Origin of the sequence: Paralcaligenes sp. KSB-10, assembly GCF_021266465.1 — a bacterium.
GTDB lineage: Bacteria > Pseudomonadota > Gammaproteobacteria > Burkholderiales > Burkholderiaceae_B.
The window spans coordinates 1,643,862-1,669,290 of the sequence record NZ_CP089848.1 but is presented as its reverse complement, the minus strand read 5'-3'; the positions used below and the strand labels follow the sequence as shown (position 1 = coordinate 1,669,290).

Annotated in this window: 22 protein-coding genes; 16 read left to right on the top strand and 6 right to left on the bottom strand. The window is 57.3% G+C overall.

Annotated features, from left to right (window positions below; translation table 11 throughout):
- Nucleotide 1 precedes the first annotated feature (1 nt).
- Nucleotides 2-796, top strand: coding sequence for an ABC transporter permease (locus LSG25_RS07560; RefSeq protein ID WP_232744070.1), 795 nt, complete (start codon nucleotides 2-4; stop codon nucleotides 794-796).
- A 167-nt stretch (nucleotides 797-963) separates the two neighbouring features.
- On the opposite strand, the gene tal is transcribed toward LSG25_RS07560, so the two are convergent.
- The gene (gene tal / locus LSG25_RS07555) at nucleotides 964-1,926 is read right to left on the bottom strand and encodes a transaldolase (protein ID WP_232744069.1); all 963 of its coding nucleotides are present in this window, start codon (nucleotides 1,924-1,926) and stop codon (nucleotides 964-966) included.
- A 166-nt stretch (nucleotides 1,927-2,092) separates the two neighbouring features.
- On the opposite strand from tal, the gene carA reads away from it, so the two are divergent.
- The 3 genes from carA to LSG25_RS07540 are packed head-to-tail and all read left to right on the top strand — an operon-like array spanning nucleotide 2,093 to nucleotide 7,302.
- Nucleotides 2,093-3,253: a glutamine-hydrolyzing carbamoyl-phosphate synthase small subunit gene (gene carA / locus LSG25_RS07550; protein ID WP_232744068.1), complete on the top strand. Its 1,161-nt coding sequence runs from the start codon at nucleotides 2,093-2,095 to the stop codon at nucleotides 3,251-3,253.
- Between the two features lie 4 nt (nucleotides 3,254-3,257).
- Complete coding sequence (carB, locus tag LSG25_RS07545; protein ID WP_232744067.1) at nucleotides 3,258-6,500, top strand: carbamoyl-phosphate synthase large subunit; 3,243 nt, start codon at nucleotides 3,258-3,260, stop codon at nucleotides 6,498-6,500.
- A gap of 43 nt (nucleotides 6,501-6,543) precedes the next feature.
- Nucleotides 6,544-7,302 (top strand): SDR family oxidoreductase, encoded by a 759-nt coding sequence (locus LSG25_RS07540; RefSeq protein WP_232744066.1) that lies wholly within the window; start codon nucleotides 6,544-6,546, stop codon nucleotides 7,300-7,302.
- Between the two features lie 73 nt (nucleotides 7,303-7,375).
- Here LSG25_RS07540 and LSG25_RS07535 read toward each other — a convergent pair whose 3' ends face one another.
- Nucleotides 7,376-7,816 (bottom strand): YchJ family protein, encoded by a 441-nt coding sequence (locus tag LSG25_RS07535; RefSeq protein WP_232744065.1) that lies wholly within the window; start codon nucleotides 7,814-7,816, stop codon nucleotides 7,376-7,378.
- A 131-nt stretch (nucleotides 7,817-7,947) separates the two neighbouring features.
- Here LSG25_RS07535 and LSG25_RS07530 point away from each other — a divergent pair, with 131 nt between their 5' ends.
- Together LSG25_RS07530 and greA are read left to right on the top strand one after the other, a co-directional pair.
- Nucleotides 7,948-9,279: a solute carrier family 23 protein gene (locus LSG25_RS07530; protein ID WP_232744064.1), complete on the top strand. Its 1,332-nt coding sequence runs from the start codon at nucleotides 7,948-7,950 to the stop codon at nucleotides 9,277-9,279.
- Nucleotides 9,280-9,561: 282 nt separating this feature from the next.
- The gene (gene greA, locus LSG25_RS07525) at nucleotides 9,562-10,038 is read left to right on the top strand and encodes a transcription elongation factor GreA (protein WP_232744063.1); all 477 of its coding nucleotides are present in this window, start codon (nucleotides 9,562-9,564) and stop codon (nucleotides 10,036-10,038) included.
- A 57-nt stretch (nucleotides 10,039-10,095) separates the two neighbouring features.
- On the opposite strand, the gene LSG25_RS07520 is transcribed toward greA, so the two are convergent.
- Nucleotides 10,096-10,674: a YhbY family RNA-binding protein gene (locus LSG25_RS07520; protein WP_232744062.1), complete on the bottom strand. Its 579-nt coding sequence runs from the start codon at nucleotides 10,672-10,674 to the stop codon at nucleotides 10,096-10,098.
- 17 nt (nucleotides 10,675-10,691) lie between these two features.
- Between LSG25_RS07520 and LSG25_RS07515 the strand changes: the two genes are divergently transcribed.
- The 5 genes from LSG25_RS07515 to LSG25_RS07495 all read left to right on the top strand — a co-directional run bounded on the left by LSG25_RS07515 (nucleotide 10,692) and on the right by LSG25_RS07495 (nucleotide 16,416).
- Entirely contained in the window at nucleotides 10,692-11,327 is a 636-nt protein-coding gene (locus LSG25_RS07515; protein WP_232744061.1) for an RlmE family RNA methyltransferase, read from the top strand.
- Nucleotides 11,328-11,442: 115 nt separating this feature from the next.
- The gene (gene ftsH, locus LSG25_RS07510; protein WP_232744060.1) at nucleotides 11,443-13,344 is read left to right on the top strand and encodes an ATP-dependent zinc metalloprotease FtsH; all 1,902 of its coding nucleotides are present in this window, start codon (nucleotides 11,443-11,445) and stop codon (nucleotides 13,342-13,344) included.
- 17 nt (nucleotides 13,345-13,361) lie between these two features.
- A complete protein-coding gene (gene folP, locus LSG25_RS07505; protein ID WP_232744059.1) occupies nucleotides 13,362-14,204 on the top strand; it encodes a dihydropteroate synthase in 843 nt (280 codons plus the stop codon).
- A complete protein-coding gene (gene glmM / locus LSG25_RS07500; RefSeq protein WP_232744058.1) occupies nucleotides 14,201-15,547 on the top strand; it encodes a phosphoglucosamine mutase in 1,347 nt (448 codons plus the stop codon). Before folP ends, glmM begins: the two co-directional genes overlap by 4 nt.
- Before the next feature lie 65 nt (nucleotides 15,548-15,612).
- Nucleotides 15,613-16,416: a GNAT family N-acetyltransferase gene (locus tag LSG25_RS07495; protein ID WP_232744057.1), complete on the top strand. Its 804-nt coding sequence runs from the start codon at nucleotides 15,613-15,615 to the stop codon at nucleotides 16,414-16,416.
- 17 nt (nucleotides 16,417-16,433) lie between these two features.
- Here LSG25_RS07495 and LSG25_RS07490 read toward each other — a convergent pair whose 3' ends face one another.
- Nucleotides 16,434-17,921 (bottom strand): Ppx/GppA phosphatase family protein, encoded by a 1,488-nt coding sequence (locus tag LSG25_RS07490; protein ID WP_232744056.1) that lies wholly within the window; start codon nucleotides 17,919-17,921, stop codon nucleotides 16,434-16,436.
- 195 nt (nucleotides 17,922-18,116) lie between these two features.
- On the opposite strand from LSG25_RS07490, the gene ppk1 reads away from it, so the two are divergent.
- From ppk1 to pstB, 5 genes are all read left to right on the top strand, one after another.
- The gene (gene ppk1, locus LSG25_RS07485) at nucleotides 18,117-20,189 is read left to right on the top strand and encodes a polyphosphate kinase 1 (protein WP_232744055.1); all 2,073 of its coding nucleotides are present in this window, start codon (nucleotides 18,117-18,119) and stop codon (nucleotides 20,187-20,189) included.
- 103 nt (nucleotides 20,190-20,292) lie between these two features.
- Nucleotides 20,293-21,336 (top strand): phosphate ABC transporter substrate-binding protein PstS, encoded by a 1,044-nt coding sequence (pstS, locus tag LSG25_RS07480; RefSeq protein WP_232744054.1) that lies wholly within the window; start codon nucleotides 20,293-20,295, stop codon nucleotides 21,334-21,336.
- A 165-nt stretch (nucleotides 21,337-21,501) separates the two neighbouring features.
- Entirely contained in the window at nucleotides 21,502-22,440 is a 939-nt protein-coding gene (pstC, locus tag LSG25_RS07475; RefSeq protein ID WP_232744053.1) for a phosphate ABC transporter permease subunit PstC, read from the top strand.
- A 12-nt stretch (nucleotides 22,441-22,452) separates the two neighbouring features.
- Complete coding sequence (pstA, locus tag LSG25_RS07470) at nucleotides 22,453-23,313, top strand: phosphate ABC transporter permease PstA (protein ID WP_232744052.1); 861 nt, start codon at nucleotides 22,453-22,455, stop codon at nucleotides 23,311-23,313.
- 39 nt (nucleotides 23,314-23,352) lie between these two features.
- Nucleotides 23,353-24,129 carry a phosphate ABC transporter ATP-binding protein PstB gene (gene pstB, locus LSG25_RS07465; RefSeq protein WP_232744051.1) on the top strand — a complete coding sequence of 259 codons (777 nt, stop codon included), beginning with the start codon at nucleotides 23,353-23,355 and terminating at the stop codon, nucleotides 24,127-24,129.
- An 81-nt stretch (nucleotides 24,130-24,210) separates the two neighbouring features.
- On the opposite strand, the gene LSG25_RS07460 is transcribed toward pstB, so the two are convergent.
- Both LSG25_RS07460 and LSG25_RS07455 read right to left on the bottom strand, forming a co-directional pair.
- Nucleotides 24,211-24,621, bottom strand: coding sequence for a DoxX family protein (locus LSG25_RS07460; RefSeq protein WP_232744050.1), 411 nt, complete (start codon nucleotides 24,619-24,621; stop codon nucleotides 24,211-24,213).
- Between the two features lie 79 nt (nucleotides 24,622-24,700).
- Entirely contained in the window at nucleotides 24,701-25,429 is a 729-nt protein-coding gene (locus LSG25_RS07455) for an amino acid ABC transporter ATP-binding protein (protein ID WP_232744049.1), read from the bottom strand.

The window sequence follows — 25,429 nt, the reverse complement described above, 5'->3', positions numbered from 1 at the left end:
GATGTCCAAGTTATTCAAATTCAACTCTTCAGCCATGCGTTTTTGGCAACTGCTGCTACTGACGGTAATTCTTGTCAGCTGGTATTTTGCGTCGCAAAACGTGAATTTCGCATTTTTCTTCGGCCAACCCGTCGAGGTCGTCAAGATCATCTGGGCCTGGTTCGTGGTCAATGGCGATATCTATCAGCATCTTGGCGTTACCCTTACCGAAACCGTGCTGGCATTTTTCATCGGAACGATTTCGGGCCTGGGAGTGGGGCTGTGGCTGGGCCTGTCGCGAGGTGCCAGCGCCATTCTCGATCCTTACATCAAGGCGGCCAACTCCATGCCGCGGGTCATCCTGGCTCCTATCTTCGGCATGTGGTTCGGCCTGGGCATATGGTCCAAGGTGGCGCTGGCGGTAACCCTGGTGTTTTTCATCGTGTTTTTCAACGTATACCAGGGTGTGCGCGAGGTCAGCAGCACCTTGCTCGACAATGCGCGCATGCTCGGTGCGAACCGCAAGCAATTGCTGCGCCATGTGTATATTCCGTCTGCAACAAGCTGGGTGTTTTCAAGCCTGCATACCTCGGTGGGGCTGGCCTTTGTAGGGGCGGTCGTCGGCGAATACCTGGGTTCGGCCAGCGGCGTAGGCTATCTCATCCTGCAGGCCGAAGGCACTCTGGATGTGAATACGGTATTTGCGGGAATCGTGGTGCTCACCGTTTTTGCGCTGGTACTCGATGGCATCGTGACCTTCGTGGAACAGCGACTGCTGGTCTGGAAGCCTCAGTCAGGGGAAACCGAAAAGCTGTAGAGGCTTGAGGAAGGCCGGCATGGTGGTAGATACTGTCTTGGACGTCAATAGACGGTAGCGTAGAGAGGGCCCTCGTGGCCGTCATTCGGCGTTCAGAAAACCGCTCCCTTGTTTTCCGACACAGGCTTGGGCCGCTACACCTGCCCGTATGAGCCCGTCCGTTCAATTCAAAGACACTGGCGCGCCTGCTCGATGAGTGCATCCAGCTTGACGGCATCGGCGGCAAACAGGCGTATGCCTTCGGCCAGCTTTTCGGTAGCCATTGCATCTTGATTGAGTTCCGTGCGGAAGGCGATTTCGTTGCTGATAGCCAGCGGTGGCGGGTTCTTCCTGGATTGTGCGGCATCGAGCTGCGGTGTAACCGGTTCATTGCTGCCGGCCAGCAGGCCGAGCAATTCCGGGCTGATGGTCAGGAGGTCGCAGCCGGCCAGCGCCAGGATCTGGCCAAGGTTGCGAAAGCTGGCCCCCATGATTTCCGTGGCAATATCGTGGGCCTTGTAGTAATCGTAGATTTGGCTGACCGACTGTACGCCCGGATCGTTCTTGCCCGAGTTGGCTGCCTCGTCCCAGTGTTCGCCGGCGGCTTTTTTGTGCCAGTCGTAAATTCGGCCGACAAACGGCGAAATCAGCTGGACCTTGGCGTCGGCGCAGGCGTAGGCCTGGGGCTTGGAGAACATAAGCGTCAGGTTGCAGCGGATTCCCTCTGTTTGCAGTATCCGTGCCGCCTGTATTCCTTCCCAGGTAGCGGCGATTTTGATCAAGACCCGTTCGCGCGGAATGCCCGCCAGGCGATACAGATCGATCAGGTGGCGGGCGCGTTCGAGGGTGGCCTTGGTATCGAAGGAAAGCCGGGCATCCACCTCGGTTGAAACACGTCCGGGCACTATATTGAGGATTTCCAGGCCAAAGGCCACCAGCAGGCGATTGCCTTGTTCGGTAACCGAGGCGCTCGGGTGATCGGTGACCACTTTGTCGAGCAGCGGCCGGTAGGCGTCTTTCTGTATGGCTTTGAAAATCAATGACGGATTGGTCGTGGCATCGGTCGGCCGATGCTTGCTCATGGTTTCAAAGTCGCCGGTATCGGCAACTACCGTGGTGTAAAGACGCAAGGAATCGAGTTGGCTTGGCATATTTATGAGAGTAGAAGGTAAAAAGGCGCTGCGGCCATTGTGGGTGATTTTCGGTTACTGCTCAATATAGCAATATAGGCCCTGTTCGGACCTCGATTGTCGCCCAAATCGTGTCTCAAGGTATAATCCCAAGGTTTACTTATTGACTTTATAACCGGGGTTTACTGTGCTGCCGTCACTTTTTCCCGAGGGATCCGCTGCGTTTCCTCCTGCAATCCTAGCTTTGGCGGACGGTACCATCTTCAAGGGTGTCTCTATCGGCGCCGATGGCCATTCCGTCGCCGAGGTTGTTTTCAACACCGCCATGACGGGTTATCAGGAAATCCTGACCGACCCCAGCTACAGCGGCCAAATTGTTACCTTGACTTACCCTCATATCGGGAATACCGGCGTGAACGCCGAAGACGTCGAGTCGTCCCGTGTTCACGCCGCGGGCCTGGTGGTTCGGGACTGCTCCCTGCGGGTTTCCAGTTTCCGGGCCACGCAGTCCCTGCCCGATTACCTGAAAGCGCAGGGCGTCGTGGCGATCGCGGGTGTCGATACCCGCAAACTTACCCGTATCTTGCGCGAGGGTGGTGCGCAGGGCGCATGCATCCTGGTGGGATCCGACGCGGAACGCGCAGTCAAGCTGGCGCAGGGGTTTCCGGGCATGTCCGGGCAAGACCTGGCCAAAGTGGTTTCCATAAAAAACTCCGAACCGTGGCAAGAAGGCACCTGGCAGCTTGGGCAGGGCTTTAGCCGACCCGCATCCGGCAAATATCATGTGGTGGCTTACGATTTCGGCGTTAAAACCAATATCTTGCGCCTGATGGCGGATCGGGGTTGCCGCATTACGGTCGTGCCCGCTCAAATGCCCGTGGCCGATGTGCTGGCGCTCAAACCCGACGGACTGTTTTTGTCGAACGGGCCTGGCGATCCGGAGCCCTGCGACTATGCCATTGAAACGACCAAGGCTGCATATGCCAAAAAGATCCCCTTGTTCGGAATCTGCCTCGGCCAGCAGATCATGGGCCTGGCACTGGGCGGCAAAACCATCAAAATGAAAACAGGCCACCATGGCGCCAACCATCCAGTCCAGGAATTGAGCTCCGGCCGTGTGTTCATTACCAGCCAGAATCATGGCTTTGCGGTTGATCCCGCTTCCTTGCCGGCCAATGTGCGCGTTACCCATGTATCGTTGTTCGACGGCACGCTGCAAGGCTTCGAGCTGACTGATTGCCCTGCATTCTGCTTCCAGGGCCATCCCGAAGCCAGCCCCGGCCCCCACGATATTGTGGTGTTATTCGATAAATTCATAAGCCTTATGGCCGGACAGAACCAGATCTAGCATTATGCCCAAGCGTACAGACATACAAAGCATTCTTATTATTGGCGCCGGCCCGATCATTATCGGCCAGGCCTGCGAATTCGACTATTCAGGGGCCCAGGCCTGCAAGGCCCTGAAAGACGAGGGTTATCGCACCATACTGGTGAACAGCAATCCTGCCACCATCATGACCGACCCTGAAACCGCCGATGTAACCTACATCGAGCCCATCACGTGGCAGGTGGTCGAAAAAATCATCGAACGCGAAAAACCCGATGCCCTGTTGCCCACCATGGGTGGGCAAACGGCCTTGAATTGCGCGCTCGACCTGGCACGCCATGGGGTGCTTGAGAAGCATGGGGTCGAACTCATCGGCGCAAACGAGCACGCTATCGAGAAAGCCGAAGACCGTCAGAAATTCAAGCAGGCCATGACCTCCATCGGTCTTGAGTCGGCCAAGTCGGGTGTGGCTCATTCCATGGATGAGGCCTGGGAAGTGCAGCGCCGCATTGCCATGGACGCCGAAACCTCGGGTTTTCCGGTGGTAATCCGCCCGAGCTTCACAATGGGCGGATCCGGGGGCGGAATTGCCTATAACCCGGAAGAGTTCGAAACGATTTGCCGTCGCGGCCTGGAAGCCTCGCCTACCAATGAGCTCCTGATCGAGGAGTCCTTGCTGGGCTGGAAGGAATACGAGATGGAAGTCGTGCGCGACAAGGCCGACAACTGCATTATTGTCTGCTCCATCGAAAACCTGGACCCCATGGGCGTGCATACCGGCGATTCGATTACTGTGGCCCCGGCGCAAACCCTGACTGATAAAGAATATCAAATCATGCGCAACGCCTCGATCGCGGTGCTGCGCGAAATCGGCGTCGATACGGGTGGTTCCAACGTGCAGTTTGCCGTCAATCCGGAAAACGGCCGCATGATCGTGATTGAAATGAATCCGCGTGTGTCCCGTTCGTCGGCGCTGGCCTCGAAGGCCACCGGCTTTCCGATCGCCAAGGTTGCGGCGCGGCTGGCCGTGGGTTATACGCTGGACGAGCTCAAAAATGAAATCACGGGCGGAGCTACGCCTGCGTCATTCGAGCCTTCGATCGATTATGTGGTCACAAAAGTGCCGCGCTTTGCGTTCGAAAAATTTCCCCAGGCCGATTCACGCCTGACGACGCAGATGAAGTCTGTGGGCGAAGTCATGGCGATTGGGCGTACGTTCCAGGAGTCTTTCCAGAAAGCGCTGCGCGGCCTGGAAGTCGGCGTGGACGGCTTGAATCAGAAAACCACCGATCGTGAAAAATTGCAGGTCGAGCTGGGCGAGCCCGGCCCCGAGCGGATCTGGTACGTGGGCGATGCATTTGCGCAAGGCTTCAGCCTGGAAGAAGTCCATGCCCTGACCCGTATCGATCCGTGGTTTTTGGCCCAAATCAAGGAAATCGTCGATATCGAACTGGCGCTTGAACAGAAAACACTGGCTGAACTCGATCATCAAACCATCCTGGAACTTAAACGCCATGGTTTTTCCGATCGCCGTTTGGCATTTCTGCTCGATACGTCCGAGGCTGAGGTACGCAAGCTGCGTCACCAGTTGGGTGTACGTCCCGTGTACAAACGGGTGGATACCTGCGCCGCCGAGTTTTCAACCCGTACCGCGTACATGTACTCCACCTATGAGGAAGAGTGCGAAGCGGCGCCTACCGATCGCAAGAAAATCATTGTGCTGGGCGGCGGCCCGAACCGGATCGGACAGGGCATCGAGTTCGACTACTGCTGCGTCCATGCCGCGCTGGCACTGCGTGCGGACGGCTATGAAACCATCATGGTCAACTGCAATCCCGAAACCGTATCGACCGATTACGATACATCGGATCGCTTGTATTTCGAGCCCTTGACGCTCGAAGACGTGCTTGAAATCGTGCACAAGGAAAATCCCGTGGGCATGATTGTCCAGTACGGCGGCCAGACGCCGCTCAAGCTGGCGCGCGCCCTCGAGGCCAATGGCGTGCCTATTATCGGCACCAGTCCGGAATCGATCGATGTTGCCGAAGATCGCGAGCGGTTCCAGAAGCTTCTGACCAAACTGGGCTTGCGTCAGCCGCCCAACCGTACGGCACGCACCGAAGGGGAAGCCCTCGCGCATGCGGCGGAAATCGGCTACCCGCTGGTCGTACGCCCCAGTTATGTGCTGGGCGGCCGTGCCATGGAAATCGTGCATGAACAGCAGGATCTTGAGCGTTACATGCGCGAGGCGGTGAAGGTCAGCAACGATTCTCCGGTGCTGCTGGACCATTTCCTGAACAATGCCACCGAGGTCGATGTCGATTGCCTGGCCGATGACGAAGGAGTATTCATTGGCGGCGTGATGGAACACATCGAGCAGGCGGGGGTGCATTCGGGCGATTCGGCTTGCAGCCTGCCGCCTTATTCTCTGTCGCAAGAGGTCATCGCGGAGATCAAGCGCCAGACCTCGCTGATGGCCCGGGCGCTCAAGGTCAAAGGATTGATGAACGTTCAGTTTGCCATTCAGGATGGCGATGTATATGTGCTGGAAGTCAATCCTCGCGCTTCTCGCACGGTGCCTTTCGTGTCGAAGGCAACGGGCTTGCAGCTGGCCAAGATTGCGGCGCGCGCCATGGCCGGCAAGACACTTGCCGAGCAAGGCGTGATCAACGAAACCAAGCTGCCTTATTTTGCGGTCAAGGAAGCGGTATTCCCCTTCGTCAAGTTCCCCGGCGTCGACACCATTCTCGGGCCTGAAATGAAATCGACCGGCGAAGTAATGGGCGTAGGCGAAAGCTTTGGCGAGGCCTTCGTCAAATCGCAGTTGGCGGCAGGAGTGCAATTGCCCGAATCCGGCGTGGTGTTCATCAGCGTCCGCACACAAGACAAGCCTCGTGCGGTCGAGGTTGCCCGCGGCCTGGTCGAGCTGGGTTTCAAAGTGGTTGCCACGCGCGGTACGGCGGCGGCCATTGAAGCCGCGGGCCTGCCGGTGCAAGTCGTCAACAAAGTCACCGAGGGGCGCCCTCACATCGTCGACATGATCAAGAACGGCGAAATCTCGCTGGTCATCAATACTGTCGAAGAGCGCCGCAACGCGATTGCCGATTCACGCATGATACGTACTCATGCGCTGGCGTCGCGGGTAACGTTCTTCACGACAATCGCCGGGGCCAGCGCCGCCGTCGAGGGCCTGCAGTACATTCGGCGCGGCGGCGGGCTGAAAGTGTATTCCCTGCAGGATCTGCACGCCTCGTTGCGGACTCATTGATGAATGCGGCCCGGTGCGTGCGGGCCGTTGCAACGGGTGCTCGATGACTCGCGTGTTCATCACCGGCGCCAGCAGCGGCATAGGAGCTGCGCTGGCTTCGGTTTATGCGCATCGCGGGGCGCAACTGGCCTTGCTGGGCCGCCGGGAAGATGCCTTGCAAGCCCTCGAGGCCTCTCTGCCGGGCGAGCATCGCATCTATGTGCTCGATGTTCGCGACCGGCAGGCATTGCATGCTGCGGCGATCGATTTTCTGGCGGCCGGCGATGTCGATGTCGTGATAGCCAGCGCGGGAATCAGCGTCGGCACCTCAACGGAAGAGCTGGACGACTACCAGGTCTTCGAGTCGATTATCGCCACCAATCTGAACGCCACCGTGGCGACTTTCGAGCCGTTTATCGCTTCAATGAAAAAGCGCGGCCAGGGACGGCTGGTAGGCGTTGCCAGCGTGGCCGCGGTACGCGGCTTGCCGGGGGCCGGTGCTTACAGCGCGTCGAAAGCGGCGGTTAGAAATTACTGCGAAAGCTTGAGGGTCGAGTTGAGCCTGTCGGGGGTCAAGGTGGTCACCCTGGCCCCGGGCTTTATCCAGACGCCCATGACGGCCCATAATCCGTACAAAATGCCTTTTTTGATGCCCGTGGGCCAATTCGCCCGGGAAGCCGTGCGGGCTATCGATCGGGGCCTGTCTTATATTGTCATTCCATGGCAAATGGGCTGGGTGGCGCGACTCCTGCGCGTCGTGCCCGATCGTCTGTACGATTATTTTGCGGCGCGCCGCAAGCGCAAGCCGCGACAAACCCGGTAAACGGAAAATTACGTTTGGCGCCTCGTGCCGGGCGCCTGAGTCGAGTTTTTTGTTTCCGTTCGGATCTGTCGGTTCAGGATCCGGGATCGGGCTCTATTTCGCCGTCGACATAGAACCACTGCTGGTTCTCTCGCACAAAACGGCTTTTTTCTTTGAGGCGATGGGCCCGGCCGGCTTCGCGATAGCGCGCCGTGAACTCCACCTGCGACTGATTTTCGCTGGGCTGGCTATGGTTGTGTACCCTCAGGCCAAGCCAGCGTACCCCATGAGGAGCCCCGGGTGGCTCCAGATCGAGTTGCTGTGGACGCGTGGACTCATGCCAGGTGGACAGGATGTAGGCTGCCTCGCCGAGCGTATATGCCGTATAGCGCGAGCGCATCAGTTGCTCGGCGGTGGGCGCGTGACGAGTGCCGTCGATATAGGGTTGGCAGCACTGGGCGTAAGCGGTGCTTCCATTGAATCCGCCGCAAGGGCAGGTGCTTGGCGCCGGTTTGATTGTTGAATGTTTTTTCATCGGGTTTCGTGAGATTGTAAACGGCCGATCTGGGTGGCTGCCGTGTAAATCATATAAATCTTGCCGCCGGGGGCATGCGAAACGTACACTCTCGCCTCAGTGAATCCTTTAAATCCTTACAAGGCCGCGACATGTTCAATTCGTACTTTCCCCGTTGGCGTCAAGTGCCCGGCGGCTCCCAGGGCCTGGTGGTACAGCCCGACGAGCGATTGTCGTGGACTCAAAGTATAGCCATGGGTGCGCAGCACGTGGTGGCGATGTTCGGTTCGACCATCCTGGCTCCTTTGCTCATGGGGTTCGATACCAATGTTGCCATCCTTATGTCGGGCATAGGCACGCTGGTGTTCTTTTTATTCGTGGGCGGGCGGGTTCCCAGCTATCTGGGGTCGAGCTTTGCATTCATTGGCGGGGTGATCGCCGTGACCGGCTACGCCGGGGCAGGCGCCAACGGCAATATAGGCCTGGCTCTCGGTGCAATCATCGCCTGCGGCCTGGTCTATACCCTGATAGGCTGCCTGGTCTGGTGGCTGAATGTCCGGTCTGGCGGAGGTGCCGGCTGGATCGACGCCTTGATGCCGCCTGTGGTCACCGGTGCGATTGTGGCCGTGATCGGATTGAACCTGGCTCCTATTGCCGCCAAGGGCGCCATGGGCGGCAGCACTTTTGATGCATTGATGGCGCTGGTGACGGTTCTGTGTGTGGGGGGAGTCGCCGTATATGCCCGCGGCACCATGCAGCGACTGCTGATTCTGGTGGGCTTGCTGCTGGCATGCGCGCTGTATGCCGTGTTGACCAATGGCCTGGGTTTTGGGCGCCCGATCGATTTCAGCGCCGTGTCTGCGGCGGCATGGTTGGGCTTGCCCCGGTTTCAGTCGCCTGTGTTCAGTGTTCATGCCATGAGCGTGATTGTGCCGGTCGCCGTGATATTGGTGGCGGAAAACCTGGGGCACATCAAGGCGGTCAGCGCCATGACGGGTAAAAACCTGGATGTTTACCTGGGCCGGGCATTCGTGGGAGACGGCGTGGCAACCATGATTTCCGGAGCGTTCGGGGGCACGGGTGTGACGACCTATGCTGAAAACATTGGCGTGATGACCGTGACGCGAATTTATTCCACACTGGTATTCGTGATCGCGGCCGTCGTGGCCATTTTGCTGGGTTTTTCGCCCAAATTCGGTGCCTTGATTCAAACCATACCTGGCCCGGTTCTGGGCGGCATGTCGGTCGTGGTATTTGGCCTGATCGCTATTGCCGGAGCGCGGATCTGGGTCGTGAATCAGGTCGATTTCAGCGATAACCGCAACTTGATCGTCGCTGCGGTTACCCTGATTCTGGGGGCGGGGAATTTTTCCCTGCAATTCGGCGCTTTCAGGCTCGATGGCATAGGCACAGCCACCTTCGGCTCCATCATTTTGTATGCATTGCTGAAATTGGGGCATGGTCGAGGGCCGAAAAAAGCCTGAAAACTTGTTTTTTTTCATGATCTTAGGTATATTTATAAGGGAAAACCCTTATAAATAGATGGTGGAGCTTGCAATTTACTCCAACATTGCCGACAATAGCTTCACATCCCCGGTTCTACCGAGCCGGGGATTTATTTTGAGCCGAGTCAAAGCTGCCATAGCTAAAAAACCAGCACATCTTTCCGGCTCGTAAATCGGTCAGTCTGTAGCTGCCCACGTATTTATTACTAATTAGGCGCTCCTATGTGAGGAGCGTCTTTTTACTTTTTATTCAGGAAAATTATGTCTGCGATCCCGTTAACCGCTCGCGGCGCTGAGCGCTTGCAAGTAGAATTGCATCGTTTGAAAACTGTCGAGCGTCCCGAGGTTATTAATGCCATTGCCGAAGCGCGCGCGCAAGGCGACCTCTCCGAAAATGCCGAGTACGATGCCGCACGCGAACGCCAGGGCTTCGTCGAAGGCCGCATTCAAGAGCTCGAAAGCACCTTGTCCAATGCGCAAATCATCGATCCATCCGCGCTCGATGTAGAAGGCAAGGCGGTGTTCGGCGCTACCGTTGAAATCGAGGACCTCGCATCCGGCGAACGGGTGACCTATCAAATCGTGGGCGATGTCGAAGCCGATATCCGTTCCAACCTGATTTCCGTTTCCAGTCCGGTCGCGCGTGCCCTGATCGGCAAGGGTGAAGGCGATGTGGTCGAAGTCAAGGCGCCGGCCGGCATTCGTGAATACGAAGTTTTGGGAGTCAGCTATCTCTGATGCGGGGAAGGGCCGCTTTGTCGCGGCCATTGGCGCCTGGCGCTGCGATTGCCGCGTTTAGCGTTTGTCTCCGCGGCCGGCAGTTCGTCGCGCACCCGCGCGCAGCGACAAGGCGCTTCCGCTGCGGCGAGGGATGCCATGCGCGGGTTTGTCACCCGCTATGACCGCGGCGGCACGGCGCGCCCGTGGCGAGACTGTATTATTGTCGCGCTCTGCCTTTTTGGCGGCGCGTTCGGCTTTTTCGGTGCGGCGCGTACGTGTAACGCCCGATGCGGCCTGTTTCTTAGGGGTGTGTGGCTCTGACGGCTTGCGTCGCGCACGTGTGGCATTGACCGCGTCGGCCTGGGCGCGCATGGCTTCTACGTCGGGGCGGTAGATAATCAGGGTTTTGCCCAAATGGTGCACCGGGGCGCAAGACAAGGATTCGCAAATCGCCTCGAGCATGGTTTCGCGCGCGTCCCGCTCTTCTCCGCCGACACGCACCTTGATAAGATGATGGGCGCTCAGGTTGCGATCGATTTCTTTGAGTACGGATTCAGACAAACCCCGGTCTCCGATCAGGACGACGGGGCGCAGTGGGTGGGCGGCGGCGCGTAAGGCGCTACGCTCTTGAGATGATATGTCGAGTTTTGGCATAATGAGATTGTACGGGAATGGCCAAAAAAAAATTTTCAAAAGAATGGATACAACAACATATTAACGATCCTTACGTCAAAATGGCGCAACAAAAAGGATATCGGGCGCGGGCTGCCTTCAAATTGGCCGAAATTCTCGATACCGAAAAATTGATGCGCCGCGGTAATATCGTGGTTGATTTGGGCTCGGCGCCCGGAAGTTGGTCGCAGATAGCGCGTGAGCGCCTGCTCGGCGCGGGCGGAGTCATAGACGGCCGCATCATTGCGCTGGACCTGCTGCCCATGGAGCCCATAGCGGGAGTCGAGTTCATCCTGGGAGATTTCCGCGATGACGCGGTGCTGGACCAGCTAAAAAAACTGGTGGGCGACCAGCAAATCGATCTTGTAATCTCGGATATGGCCCCCAATCTATCTGGGGTAGGCTCGGCCGATTCGGCGCGAATCCAGCATGTTTGCGATCTTGCCCTCGAATTTGCCTGCCAGCATCTCAAACCGGACGGCGCTCTTATAGTCAAAGCTTTTCATGGCAGTGGCTTTTCCCAAATTGTGGAGTCGTTCAAACAGCATTTTCAACGGGTAGTCGAACGTAAACCCAAGGCATCACGCGATAAATCCTCGGAAACTTTTCTGGTTGCCCGCCGGCTCAAGTCCTGATGATTCCTAAACAAGATTTTTTCTATCGGGTTAGAATGAATCATTGACATACTTGTCTGGCTGCCGTAAGTGCGGGGGCGCTCGACAAGTCGAAGTTACACGTAGGAGGTTGGCTTTGAACAACTCGTTTTCCAAGGTGGCGATCTGGATGGTGATCGCTCTGGTGCTGTTTACGGTTTTTAAGCAGTTCGACGGGCGTGCCGCCTCTACCGAGACGGTCACCTATACTCAATTCATGAGCGACGCGCAAGCCGGGCGCATCAGCAAGGTCGACATCCAGGGCGATACGCTTTATGTGACTCCCGATGCCGGGCGTCCCTATAATCTGACCTCGCCGGGCGATCTCTGGATGGTACCGGAGCTGGTCAAATATGGCGTTCAGGTTTCGGGCAAAGCGCGCGAAGAGCCCTCGTTCCTGACCAGCCTGTTCATTTCCTGGTTCCCCATGCTGCTCCTGATCGGTGTATGGATATTCTTCATGCGCCAAATGCAGGGGGGAGGCAAGGGCGGTGCGTTCAGCTTTGGCAAATCGCGCGCGCGCATGCTCGATGAAAACACCAATAACATTACGTTTGCCGATGTCGCCGGGTGCGACGAGGCCAAAGAAGATGTGCAAGAGCTGGTCGATTTCCTGCGCGACCCGACCCGGTTCCAGCGCCTGGGCGGGCGTATTCCGCGTGGCGTGCTGATGGTGGGCTCGCCCGGTACGGGTAAGACCCTGCTGGCCAAAGCCATTGCCGGTGAAGCCAAGGTGCCGTTCTTCAGCATTTCGGGTTCGGATTTCGTTGAAATGTTCGTGGGCGTGGGCGCGGCCCGCGTGCGCGACATGTTCGAAAATGCCAAGAAGCAGTCTCCCTGCATTATTTTCATCGATGAAATCGATGCCGTGGGTCGCCAGCGCGGCGCCGGCCTGGGTGGTGGCAACGACGAACGCGAGCAAACGCTTAACCAGATGCTGGTCGAGATGGATGGCTTCGAGTCGGGGCAGGGCGTTATCGTGATTGCCGCTACCAACCGTCCCGATGTGCTCGATCCGGCGCTGTTGCGTCCGGGGCGTTTCGATCGTCAGGTGGTGGTGAACCTGCCCGATATCCGTGGGCGCGAGCAAATCCTGAAAGTGCATATGCGCAAGGTGCCTTTGGCGACCAACGTCGATGCGCTGGTTCTGGCACGCGGCACGCCTGGATTTTCGGGCGCCGATCTGGCCAATCTGGTCAATGAAGCGGCGCTGTTTGCCGCACGGCGCAGCGGCCGCACTGTCGACATGAGCGACTTTGAGAAAGCCAAAGACAAAATCATCATGGGCGCCGAACGCCGTTCCATCGTCATGCCCGAGGAAGAGCGTAAAAATACGGCTTATCACGAGTCCGGTCATGCGCTGGTGGCGCGTATGCTGCCCAAGACCGACCCGGTGCACAAGGTTACGATCATTCCGCGCGGCCGCGCCTTGGGCGTCACCATGCAATTGCCTGAAGGCGATCGCTACAGCATGGATAAAGAGCGTCTGCTCAATACCATTGCCGTATTGTTCGGCGGACGTATCGCCGAAGAAATTTTCATGCATCAAATGACTACCGGCGCCTCGAACGATTTCGAGCGGGCCACGGCGATTGCGCGCGACATCGTCACGCGTTACGGCATGACCGACTCTCTGGGGCCGGTCGTATACGCCGAGAACGAAGGCGAAGTATTCCTGGGACGCAGCGTAACCAAAACCACGCATGTCTCCGAGGCCACCATGCAAAAGGTGGATCACGAAATCCGTTCGATCATCGATGAGCAATATGCTGTTGCACGCAAGATCATCGAAGACAATCGCGACAAAATGGAAGCCATGACGGCTGCCTTGCTCGAATGGGAAACCATCGACGCCGATCAGATCAAAGACATCATGGAAGGCCGCCCTCCACGGCCGCCCAAGGTGCCGCAGGTACCCTCGGATACCTCCGACAATACACCGCCCACCGGCTTGTCGTCGGCAGGCGGCAGCAGCAGCGCGGCAGCCACCCCCGTCTAGAAGCGCTTCGCATTCCAATGGGCACAACGACGTGGCTGTGTGGGCGCTTCGAACTGCGGTTCGAGCGCCCATTGGTTATGGGAATCGTCAATGTCACCCGGGATTCCTTTTCCGACGGGGCCTTGTATTTTGAGACCGACGCCGCGATTGCCCATGCCCAGGCCCTGATTGCCGAAGGCGCCGATATCGTGGATATCGGCGCGGAGTCGACCCGCCCAGGCGCTGATGCCATCCCCGCGGACGAAGAGCTAAGACGGCTTTTGCCGGTGATTGAAGCCTTGCGCGACAGCGGTGTGCCTTTGTCTGTCGATACGTTCAAGCCGGAAGTCATGCGGGCCGTGCTGGGAGCCGGGGCCGACATCATCAATGATATCTATGGTTTTCGCCAACCTGGCGCCATCGACGCTGTAGCGCAGTCGCGCTGCGGCTTGTGCGTGATGCATATGCAGGGCGAGCCGCGCACTATGCAGCAGGCCCCTAAATATAATGATGTATTGCAGGACGTCAAACAATTCCTGCAGGAACGTCTGGATGCAATGCTGCGATGCGGAATACAGCCGCGGCGTATAGTGCTGGATCCTGGGTTCGGTTTCGGCAAAACCCACCCGCAAAATTATTTATTGCTGCAGCACCTCGCGCAGGTCCGGATTGCGGGCTACCCTTTGTTGCTGGGTTTGTCGCGCAAATCGATGATAGGCCATATTACCGGCCGCCCGGCCCCCGAGCGGGTGGCAGGCAGCCTCGCGGCCGCCCTGGCTGGCATTGCCCGTGGCGCCGAAATCGTGCGTGTGCACGATGTATCGGCAACGGTCGACGCCATCAAGGTGTGGCAGGCAATAGAACATGGAGTCTCTTTATGAGTCAACGCAAGTATTTTGGTACCGATGGTGTCCGTGGCGAGGTGGGAGGCCCCACCATCAATGCCGAGTTTGCCCTGCGCCTGGGCTACGCGGCCGGGCGTGTGCTGGCGCGGCAAAACCCCGGGCGCGGACGCCCGACCGTGCTTATCGGCAAAGACACGCGGATATCCGGCTACATGCTCGAGTCCGCGCTCGAGGCCGGGCTGTCCGCGGCGGGCATCGATGTGCTGCTGGCGGGCCCGATACCGACGCCTGCCGTGGCTTACCTGACGCGCACCTTGCGTCTGGTGGCGGGCATCGTCATCAGTGCGTCGCACAATCCGTATCAGGACAACGGCATCAAGTTTTTCTCGGCCCAGGGCATGAAGTTGCCCGACGATGTCGAAGAGCAGATCGAGGCCGCTATTGCCGAGCCTTTGGGCTGCGTGAGTTCCGAAGCCTTGGGCCGGGCCCGCCGCATCGATGATGCCGCGGGGCGCTATATCGAATTCTGCAAGAGCACCTTTCCCAACGAGCTTGATTTGTCGGGCTTGAAAATCGTGGTCGACGCCGCGCATGGCGCGGCCTACCATGTCGCCCCTCACGTATTTCGGGAGCTCGGCGCCGATGTTCACGCCATCGGGTGCCAGCCCGACGGCTTCAATATCAACGAAGGTGTGGGGGCTCTGCACCCCGAGCAGCTCATCGCCGAGGTGCAGGCCAAAGGCGCCGATATCGGGATTGCCCTGGATGGCGACGCGGACCGGCTGCAAATGGTCGATGGCTCCGGGCGGCTCTTCAATGGCGACGAGCTGCTGTACGCCATCGTCCGGGGCCGTATGGCCGCAGGCAAGGTCGATGGTGTCGTGGGTACACTGATGACCAACTTCGGCTTTGAAAAGCAGATGCAGGCCCTGGGAGTCGGTTTTGACCGAGCCAAGGTGGGCGATCGCTATGTGCTTGAAAGCATGCTCAATCGCGGCTGGCTATACGGCGGCGAGAGCTCCGGGCATCTTTTGTGTCTCGATTGCCACACAACGGGCGACGGCATTATTGCCGCGCTGCAGGTCCTGACCGGCATGCGGCGCAGTGGCGAAACCTTGGCCAGCCAGGTGGCTGAATTGAAAATGTATCCGCAAAAAATGGTCAATGTACCTTTGGCGCCCGGTATCAAATGGGAGTCTCATGCCGGACTCATGCAGGCCAAGTCGCAGGTTGAACAGCAATTGGGTGGGCGGGGCCGTGTGCTGATTCGCGCTTCGGGAACAGAGCCCAAGCTGCGTCTGATGGTTGAGGCCGAAGATGCCGCGCTGGCCGAGCAGGGCGTGCGGCAACTTGTTGCGGTAAATTTAACAAAGGGGTAACGTGGCTATCAAAAACCTGTAACATTTAACGTGCACAATCGTGAAATGTTGGCGGAGTGATCCCTATGTTAGAACTTGCACGAATACAATCCAACGCGATTCCTGGCGGGGCCTGGCCCAGTCTGCCGACCAGCGGCCTGGTCATGGGCCTGGCCCGTACCAACGAAGAGCTGGAGGCGATCCAGCGCTTGCGGTACAACGTATTCACCGAGGAAATGAATGCGGTTTTTCCCGATGCTGTCGATGGTCTCGATTGTGATCGCTTCGATCCCTGGTGCGAGCACCTTATGGTGAAGGAAATCGATTCGGGTCGAGTCGTGGGCACCTATCGCTTAATGACGGCGGCCAACGCCAGAAAAGCCGGAGGCTATTATTCCGAGTCGGAGTTCGATCTGAGCGGCCTGGGAACAATACGCGAGGATCTGGTCGAGGTAGGGCGTTCATGTACGCATGCCGATTATCGCAGTGGTTCGGTCATCATGCTGTTATGGTCGGGAGTCGCCAGGCTGGTCGACAGCATAGGCGCACGCTATGTGCTGGGGTGCGCCAGTGTGAGCCTGCGTGACGACGGCATCACGGCCGCCGAAGTATGGCGCGCCGCCCGCAAGGCCTTGCAAAGCAAGCCCGATTTGCCGATTGTGAAGCCGCGTTATCGTTATCCGACCGAACGGCTCGACAGCACATTGCCGGCTCGCGTGCCGCCTCTCATCAAGGGGTATCTGAAGCTGGGGGCAACCATTTGCGGTGAGCCGGCCTGGGACCCCGATTTCAACACGGCCGATTTCCCGGTGTTGCTCGATATGACATGCATGGACAGCCGGTACCGCCGCCATTTTGGCCTCGACGAAATAGTCGCTGTTGCGGCCTGAACGGCGTGGCCCTGGATTCAGGTTTCGTCCAGTTCGAACTTGAAGTCGCCCTTGTTCCATTCTGCCATTTCACCACGCAAGGTATAGGCGGACAACGCGTGGTCGGCGAGCCATGATTTTTGCACGCGGACGCGTATTGTATTGGCGCTGGCGTTGATGGCAAGAGGCAGGGTATTTGTGTCTTCACGCCGCCGCGACAACAGTACGGCCAGGCGCAAACACAGTAGCGTAAGCCATTGCGCCCGGCTAGACTCGTGTACACGCAGTTTGTTTATTTTTCCCTGATGGCCAAGCGCAAACCAGGCCAGCAATGCCTGCGCATCATTGGAAAATCCCGGCATGTCGGCATGCTCGAGTATGTAGGCGCTGTGCTTGTGGTAATCGGCGTGCGCAATCGATATGCCGATTTCGTGCAGGTCGGCGGCCCAGGACAAAGTACGTGCAAGGTCTTGTTTTTCGTCGTCGCCGAAGCCGATTTGCTCGAAAAAACTCAGGGCCAGTTTTTTTACGCGCGCCGCCTGGCTGGTATCGACGTGATAGCGTTTGATGAACTGGAGTACGGTTTCATAGCGCTTGTCGTGCGGCGAATCGCGTCCGAGCAGGTCGTACAGAACGCCCATACGCAAAGCCCCGTCGCCGGGCATCATCAGCTTGATTTTCAGCTCATGGAAGGCAGCCAGCATGATGGCCAGTCCACTGGCCAGCACCGGTGCCCGGTCGGTCTTGAGCCCGGGTAGTGTGCCGACCACGACCCGGCCGTCGTGTATCAGCTTGGCCTTGAGCTTTTCCAGGCCGCCCAGCGTAATGCCTTTTTTCGACATGCCGCCTTCAGTCAGCACGGCGTAGAGGCCTTTGGCCGTTCCGGATGATCCGTACGCTTCCTGCCAGCCGGTTTTTCGGTAGAGTCTTGAAATAGCTTCGAGTTCGCGACGGGCCGCCAGCTGGGCCTGTTCCATTCTAGCCTCGGTAATACGCCCATCGGGGAAAAAGTGTTGCCCGAAGCTCACACAGCCCATATATAGCGATGCCATGTGCAGCGGATCGTAGCCCCGGCCAATGATGACTTCGGTCGAGCCGCCGCCTATGTCGATAACCAGCCGCTTGTTGGTGGATGGCGGAAGTTCATTGGCCACGCCGGAAAAAATCAGGCGTGCTTCTTCCTGGCCCGCAATGACTTCAATGGGGAAGCCCAGAGCCGCTTCAGCGCGAGGCAGAATATCGCCCACGTTGCGCGCCACCCGGAATGTATTGGTGGCTACGGCCCGCACGCGGTTGGGGTGGAATCCCGAAATACGCTCGCCGAATCGCTTCAGCACCGTAATGGCGCGTTCTATGGCTTCCTGATCGAGTTTTTTGTCGGGGCCCAGGCCGGCAGCCAGGCGTACGGACTCTTTAAGCCGGTCGATGGCATAGATTTGTGCAATGCCGTCGTGCTGTACGACGCGGCCGATAGACAGTCGGAAGCTGTTTGAGCCGAGATCGACTGCAGCAAGTAATTGGTCCATTCTGGGGAATTTATAATGAATACTTCCAGATTATAAGGACCGAAACCGCCAGTGTTGGGTCCGGGCCGCGATTATGAGTGAAAAGCACGGTTTTGCGTGGAGTTGGGCCGACGCTGTTGCATAATCTCTTAGAGTGTCACATAACTGTCAAAAAAATACTGTAAAAGATTCTGCCCCCCGTCTTATGGATACTGTATGTCTCTTTCTTTTCCCGAGTCGACGCTGCTGAATCGCGAACTGTCTTTGCTGAAGTTCAACGAGCGTGTATTGGCTATGGCTGAAAGCCGCGCTACTCCGCTGCTGGAACGGCTACGCTATCTATGCATAGTCAGTTCAAATCTGGACGAATTTTTTGAAATCCGCATTTCCAGCCTGAAAGAGCAGCAGTTGCAGAACTCGGGCCTGATCGGAGGAGATGGGCTAACCCCGAACGAGGCCTTCGAGCGCGTCCAGGTGGCGGCGCACAGTGTGATAGAACGGCAGAATGCGCTATTGATGACGCAGATCCTGCCCAAGCTTATGGCCGAAGGCATCGGATTGCTCGATCCTTCCTCCTGGACCGACGCTTTGCGCGAGTGGGCTCATGCCACTTTCAATCGGGATGTCATGCCGATGCTGACGCCCATAGGGCTCGATCCGGCCCATCCCTTTCCACGGGTTTATAACAAAAGTCTGAATTTCATCATTTCGCTGTCGGGACAGGATGCATTCGGCCGCCGCGCCTCGATCGCAATTGTCCAGGCGCCCCGCGCCTTGCCGCGATTGATCAAAGTACCCTCCGAGATTGCCGGCATCCCCAACGGATTCATGTTCCTCACCGCCCTGATCAGCGCCTTTGTGGGCGAGTTGTTTCCAGGGCTCGAGGTCAAGGGCTGCCACCAGTGGCGTGTGACACGCAACAGTGATTTGTTTGTCGACGAGGAAGAAATCACGAATTTGCGGCAAGCTCTGCAGGGCGAGCTATCGCAGCGTAATTTTGGCGCCGCGGTCAGGCTTGAAATCGATCATCTCATGCCGCCCGAACTGGCTTCTTTTCTTCAGCGCGAGTTTTCTCTGGAACCCCGGGACACGTATCGGGTCAGCGGCCCGGTCAATCTGTCGCGTTTGATGCATCTGTGCAACACGGTTGAACGCCCCGATCTGCTGTTTCCCGATTATCGGCCCAAAGTGCCCGCGCCGTTCGACGAAGTCCTGGACAAGCCCGACGAGCTGTTCGCGGCGATTGCCGAGCGTGACCGCCTGCTGCACCATCCCTATCAGTCTTTCCAGCCTGTGATCAGTTTTTTGACGGCCGCCGCGTTCGATCCGAACGTAGTCGCCATCAAGCAGACCATCTATCGTACCGGCGAAGATTCCGAGCTGATGCGCCTGCTGCTGACCGCGGCCAAGGCGGGCAAGGAAGTGACCGTGGTGGTCGAACTGATGGCGCGCTTCGACGAACAAACCAATATCAATTGGGCGGCAAAGCTCGAGGCGGTAGGGGCGCATGTCAGTTACGGGGTTGTAGCGCACAAGACTCACGCCAAAATGGTGCTTGTATTGAGGCGTGAAAAAGGCCTGATCAGGCGCTATGGCCATTTGGGCACAGGCAATTATCATCCGCGTACCAGCAAGCTTTACACTGATTTCGGCCTGCTGACGGCAAATCCCAAGATGTGTGAAGACATGGACAAGATTTTTTCGCTGCTGACGGGCTTGGGTGCGCGCCGTCCCCTGAAAATGCTGCTGCAGTCGCCCTTTACCCTGCATGAAACCATGGTGGCCATGATACGGGCCGAGGCCATTCAAGCCAAGGCGGGCCAAAAGGCGCGTGTCATGGCCAAAATGAATTCGCTGCTGGAACCCATCGTAATCGACGAGCTCTACAAGGCGAGCCAGGCAGGCGTCAAGATCGATCTGATCGTCCGCGGGGCGTGCGCCCTGCGCGCGGGTGTTCCCGGGCTGTCTGAAAATATCCAGGTAAGGTCCGTGATCGGGCGTTTTCTGGAGCATTCCAGGGTGTTTTATTTCTATAACCAGGGCGAAGAAAATGTGTATCTGGCTTCGGCCGACTGGATGGACCGGAATTTCTTCCGTCGGGTCGAAGTGGGTTTTCCCATTTTGGACAAATCCCTGAAAAAACGCGTCATCAGCGAAGCGTTTACCTGCGCGCTGCGGGACAATCAGCTGTCGTGGCGCGAGCAGCCGGACGGAAGTTATGTCAAGGTTAAAAGCCGTGGCGCGGCTTTCAACTTGCATAATCATCTGATGCAGGTGCTCGGGGCGTGACATTGATTTGAATTGTCACGAACATGTCATATTCGAGGTTTAGCATTGCGTTTGTTCAGGTTATGCCTGTACTTATTGTTCATCAGTCCTAAAGGATCTCTTGATGTTTAAACGCGTTATATTGCAAATCTCGATCGGCATGGCTATTGGTGCAGCGGCACTGTCAGCTCATGCTGCGGACATTACCGGCGCAGGCGCGTCGTTCCCCTATCCCGTTTATGCCAAATGGGCGGCCGAATACAAAGAACAAACAGGTAACCGTGTCAATTACCAGTCCATCGGTTCCGGCGGCGGCCAGCAGCAGATCATTGCGAAAACAGTCGATTTCGGTGCGTCTGATGACCCGATGAAGGGCGATGCCCTGGACAAGAACGGCCTGTTTCAGTTCCCGGCCGTAATCGGCGGCACCGTGCCCGTTGTCAATGTCGATGGCATCAAGGCCGGCCAGCTCAAGCTGTCTGGCGCGGTTCTTGCCGACATCTTCCTGGGTAAAGTCGCCAAATGGGACGATGCCGCCATCAAGGCGCTGAACCCCGGCTTGGCGCTGCCAAGCAAGTCGATTATCGTGGTCCATCGTTCGGACGGTTCGGGCACGACTTTCGGCTGGACCAACTACCTGTCCAAGGTTTCACCTGCCTGGAAATCGCAGGTTGGCGAAGGCAAGGCCGTCAAGTGGCCTGTCGGTCAAGGCGGCAAGGGTAACGAAGGCGTTGCCGCGTATGTGCGTCAGTTGAAAGACTCGATCGGCTATGTCGAATATGCCTATGCCAAGCAAAACAATCTTGCCTGGACCCAGTTGCAGAACAAGGATGGCAAATTCGTGCAGCCTACTCAGCCTGCCTTTGCCGCAGCGGCCGCCAATGCCGACTGGAAGAGCGCGCCTGGAATGGGCGTGGTGCTGACCGACGAGCCCGGTGCGCAGTCCTGGCCTGTGACATCCGCCACGTTCATTCTGGTGCACAAGAAGCAGGACAAGCCGGAAGCAGCCAAACAAGTACTGGCCTTTTTCGACTGGGCCTTCAAAAAAGGCGGCAAATCGGCTGAAGCGCTCGACTATGTTCCTTTGCCTGACGCGGTAACCAGCCAGATTACCGCACTCTGGAAATCCGAGATCAAAGGCCCCGACGGCGCCCCGATCTGGAAATAAGCGTTAAATCAAGGGCTTGTGTGTTTTTGCAAGCCCTGGAGACGGTGCCGTCTGCATGGCACCGTCTTTGTTGTGTAAAAATGGCAGTGAATTTCTTTGTGATCCCCTCTAAAAACAGGAACCTCGCGTGCTTGCATTACTGAGTGTAATAAAGAACCGGCTGTCATGAAAAACCCCCAGAACGTTTTCATGGACACGCTGTTCAGGAACCTGACGCGCACTTTTGCTTTCCTGGTGTTTGCGCTGCTGGCGGCCATCATGGTGTCGCTGATCTATGGCAGCCGCGAATCCATCCTCGCCTACGGAATATCGTTCCTGTGGACCAACGATTGGGATCCCGTCCGCAATATCTATGGCGCCATGGTGCCGGTCGTGGGCACTTTGCTGACCTCGCTGATCGCCCTGGCCATAGCCGTTCCCATATCCTTCGGCATTGCCATGTTTCTGACCGAATTGTCGCCTACCTGGCTGCGCAGGCCGTTGGGCACCGCAATTGAAATGCTTGCGGCGATACCTTCGATTATCTATGGCATGTGGGGGCTATTTGTTTTTGTGCCGGTTTTTCAGGAATACATACAGCCGCCCTTGATTGCGTTTTTTGAACCCATACCTGTATTAAACGAGCTGTTTGCCGGTCCTCCGTTCGGGATTGGGATTTTTACGGCGGGGCTTATCCTGTCGATCATGGTGATCCCGTTCATTACGGCGGTGATGCGCGATGTATTCGAAGTGGTTCCGCCCATGTTCAAGGAATCGGCATACGGTCTGGGCAGCACGACCTGGGAAGTCGTTTGGAAGGTGGTGCTGCCTTTCACTAAAAACGGCGTTATCGGCGGCATTATGCTGGGCTTGGGGCGTGCCCTGGGCGAAACCATGGCGGTGACCTTCGTGATCGGCAATGCATTCAACTTGCCAAGCTCTGTTTTCTCGCCGTCCAACTCGATCGCATCGGCTCTGGCCAATGAGTTCAACGAAGCGGGGGGTATGCAAAAATCCGCCTTGCTCGAACTGGGGCTTATTCTGTTCCTGATTACCACGGTGGTCCTGGCGTTGTCTAAAATGCTTTTGCTTCGTTTGTCCAAAAACGAAGGCACTTCGCATTAACCGGATACATTCATGTTCAATCCCGACTCGACCGTCAGCGTTTCCAATAAAGTATATAAGCGCCGTCACCGCTTCAATCGCCTTATGCTGACTTTGTCGCTGGCGACTCTGTTGTTTGGCCTGTTCTGGTTGTGCTGGATCATTCTTACCCTGATCTACAAGGGCGGCCCGGCTCTTTCCTATACTTTGTTCACGCAAAATACTCCACCGCCCGGTGCGAACGGAGGGCTGCTCAACGCCATTTTCGGCAGTGTGATGATGTCGGCGGTGGGTACCCTGATTGGTACGCCTATCGGGGTGCTGGCTGGCACTTACCTTGCCGAATACGGAAAACGCGGCTGGCTGGCGCCGGCTACGCGATTCCTGAACGATGTGTTGTTGTCGGCTCCGTCGATTATTATCGGCTTGTTCATTTATGCGATTTATGTGGCCCAGGTAGGCCATTATTCCGGCTGGGCAGGCGCATTCGCCTTGGCGATTCTGGTCATACCCGTGGTAGTGCGCTCTACCGACAATATGCTGATGCTGGTTCCCAATAGCTTGCGGGAAGCCGCTGCCGCGCTGGGGTGCCCGCAATGGCGCATTATTACCCTGATCTGCTACCGGGCAGCCCGTTCGGGCATCATGACGGGGGTGCTTCTGGCGATTGCCCGCATTTCGGGCGAAACCGCCCCCTTGCTGTTTACCGCCTTGAATAATCAATTCATGTCCGTGGATATGAATACCCCCATGGCCAACTTGCCGGTCGTGATTTTCCAGTATGCGGCGAGTCCGTTCGCCGACTGGAACAGATTGGCATGGGCCGGTGCTACGCTGATCACTTTGCTGGTGCTGGGCATCAATATCGCCGCACGCTCTTTTTTCCGTAAATAAAATAGAACGAGGGCCAATGCCTTCGTGGCTGGACTGACTATGCAAACTTCCATACCCGCAGGACAAGTAAAAATCGATGTCAAGAACCTCAATTTTTATTATGGCAAGTTTCACGCCATACGCGACGTTAACCTGTCGATTCAGGAAAACAAGGTAACGGCTTTTATCGGGCCGTCGGGCTGTGGGAAATCGACGCTGCTGCGAACCTTCAACCGTATGTTCGAGCTGTATCCGGGGCAACGCGCCGAAGGCGAGATCAATCTTGATGGCGAGAATCTGCTGACGTCGAAAATGGACATCTCGCTGATACGGGCAAAAGTCGGTATGGTGTTTCAGAAGCCGACTCCATTCCCCATGAGCATCTACGACAACATTGCGTTTGGCGTGCGTTTATTCGAAAAACTCAGCAAAGGCGAAATGGACGAGCGTGTGGAATGGGCGCTTTCCAAGGCGGCTTTGTGGAATGAGGTCAAAGACAAGCTGAACCAAAGCGGCAACGGCCTGTCGGGCGGCCAGCAGCAGCGCCTGTGCATTGCCCGCGGAGTCGCCATCAAACCCGAAGTCCTGCTGCTTGATGAGCCGTGTTCGGCCCTCGACCCCATTTCCACCGCCAAGATCGAAGAGCTGATCGCCGAATTGAAATCGGACTACACGGTGGTCATTGTGACCCACAATATGCAGCAGGCCGCGCGCTGCTCCGACTACACCGCGTACATGTACCTGGGCGAACTCATGGAGTACGGCGAAACCGATCAAATCTTCGTCAAGCCTGCACGCAAAGAAACCGAAGATTACATTACCGGCCGATTTGGCTGAGGCCTGTATCGGCCTGGGTGGAAGCTGCTGCCGGCAAGAACCGGCAGCTTGCCCGGCCTGCGGGCGATTGCGTGGACCGTTTCAGTTCCAGGAGCCGCCTTTGCCGCCGACGCTGTAGCGGCCGGCGCCAAGCAGCAGGATAGCCACGCTGCCGAACAAATAGAAATACTGCAATTCGACTTGCGCGCCGCCGTTGTTGCTCAGGTGGAATAACTGTGCGCTGTGAACCAGGGCCAGCGCCACCACCATGTTGATCGCGGCGAGCAGGCCGCCCAGGCGAGTATATAGGCCCAGGATAATAAGGACGGGTGCAAGCACTTCACCCAGGTAGACCGCCCAGGCGAAGAATGCGGGCAGGCCGTGCGCCGTCGCCATGTTTGCGATAAAGCTAGTCCCGTGAAGTATTTTGGAAATGCCGTGCAGCAGCAACAGAATGCCCAGGGTCAGGCGCAGAACCAGCTTGCCAAGATCGTCGTGTGAGTTTGCGGACATAGAAGTAATACCCCGTGATAAAAATAAAATGCCGGTTTTTGGCAACTGGCCGACATTATAGGGGGAGTATGGCTGGTTTTTATAAACCGGTACCGACAAACGCCTGCAATTCCTTGGTCCCGGGCCGATCGAGAATCTCGGGGCCGCCTGTTTCCCAGACGAACCCGTCCTTCATGTATATCACCCGGTCGGCCAGTTTGCGGGCAAAGCCCATTTCGTGGGTGACCAGGATCATGGTCATGCCGCCGGCGGCCAAGTCTTCTATGACCTTCAGGACTTCTCCTGTAAGCTGCGGGTCGAGCGCCGATGTGACTTCGTCGAACAGCATGACCTTCGGGGCCATCGCCAGCGAGCGGGCGATGGCCACCCGCTGTTGCTGCCCCCCCGATAGCTGCTCGGGGTAGCTATCCGCCTTTTCCACCAGGCCTACTTTATTCAGGACATTCAGTGCAATTTCCCTGGCTTCGTGCTTGGGCAATTTCTTGATGTGCCGCAAGGAAAGAACAATGTTTTTCTCGACGGTCAGGTGGGGAAACAGGTTGTAGCTTTGGAACACAATGCCCACGTCTCGCCGCAACTGCTTCAAATCGACGCAGTGCGCGCCGACATTGTGGCCGCAAACCTGGATATGCCCTCCATCGATTTTTTCCAGGTAGTCGATACACCGCAAAGCCGTACTCTTGCCCGAGCCGCTTTGACCGATGATGGCCACAACCTCGCCTTTCTGCACTTCAAAACTGATGCCTTTGAGCACGGCATTCGAGCCGAACTTCTTGTGGACATTGTCGAATTTAACTATAGCTGTCAT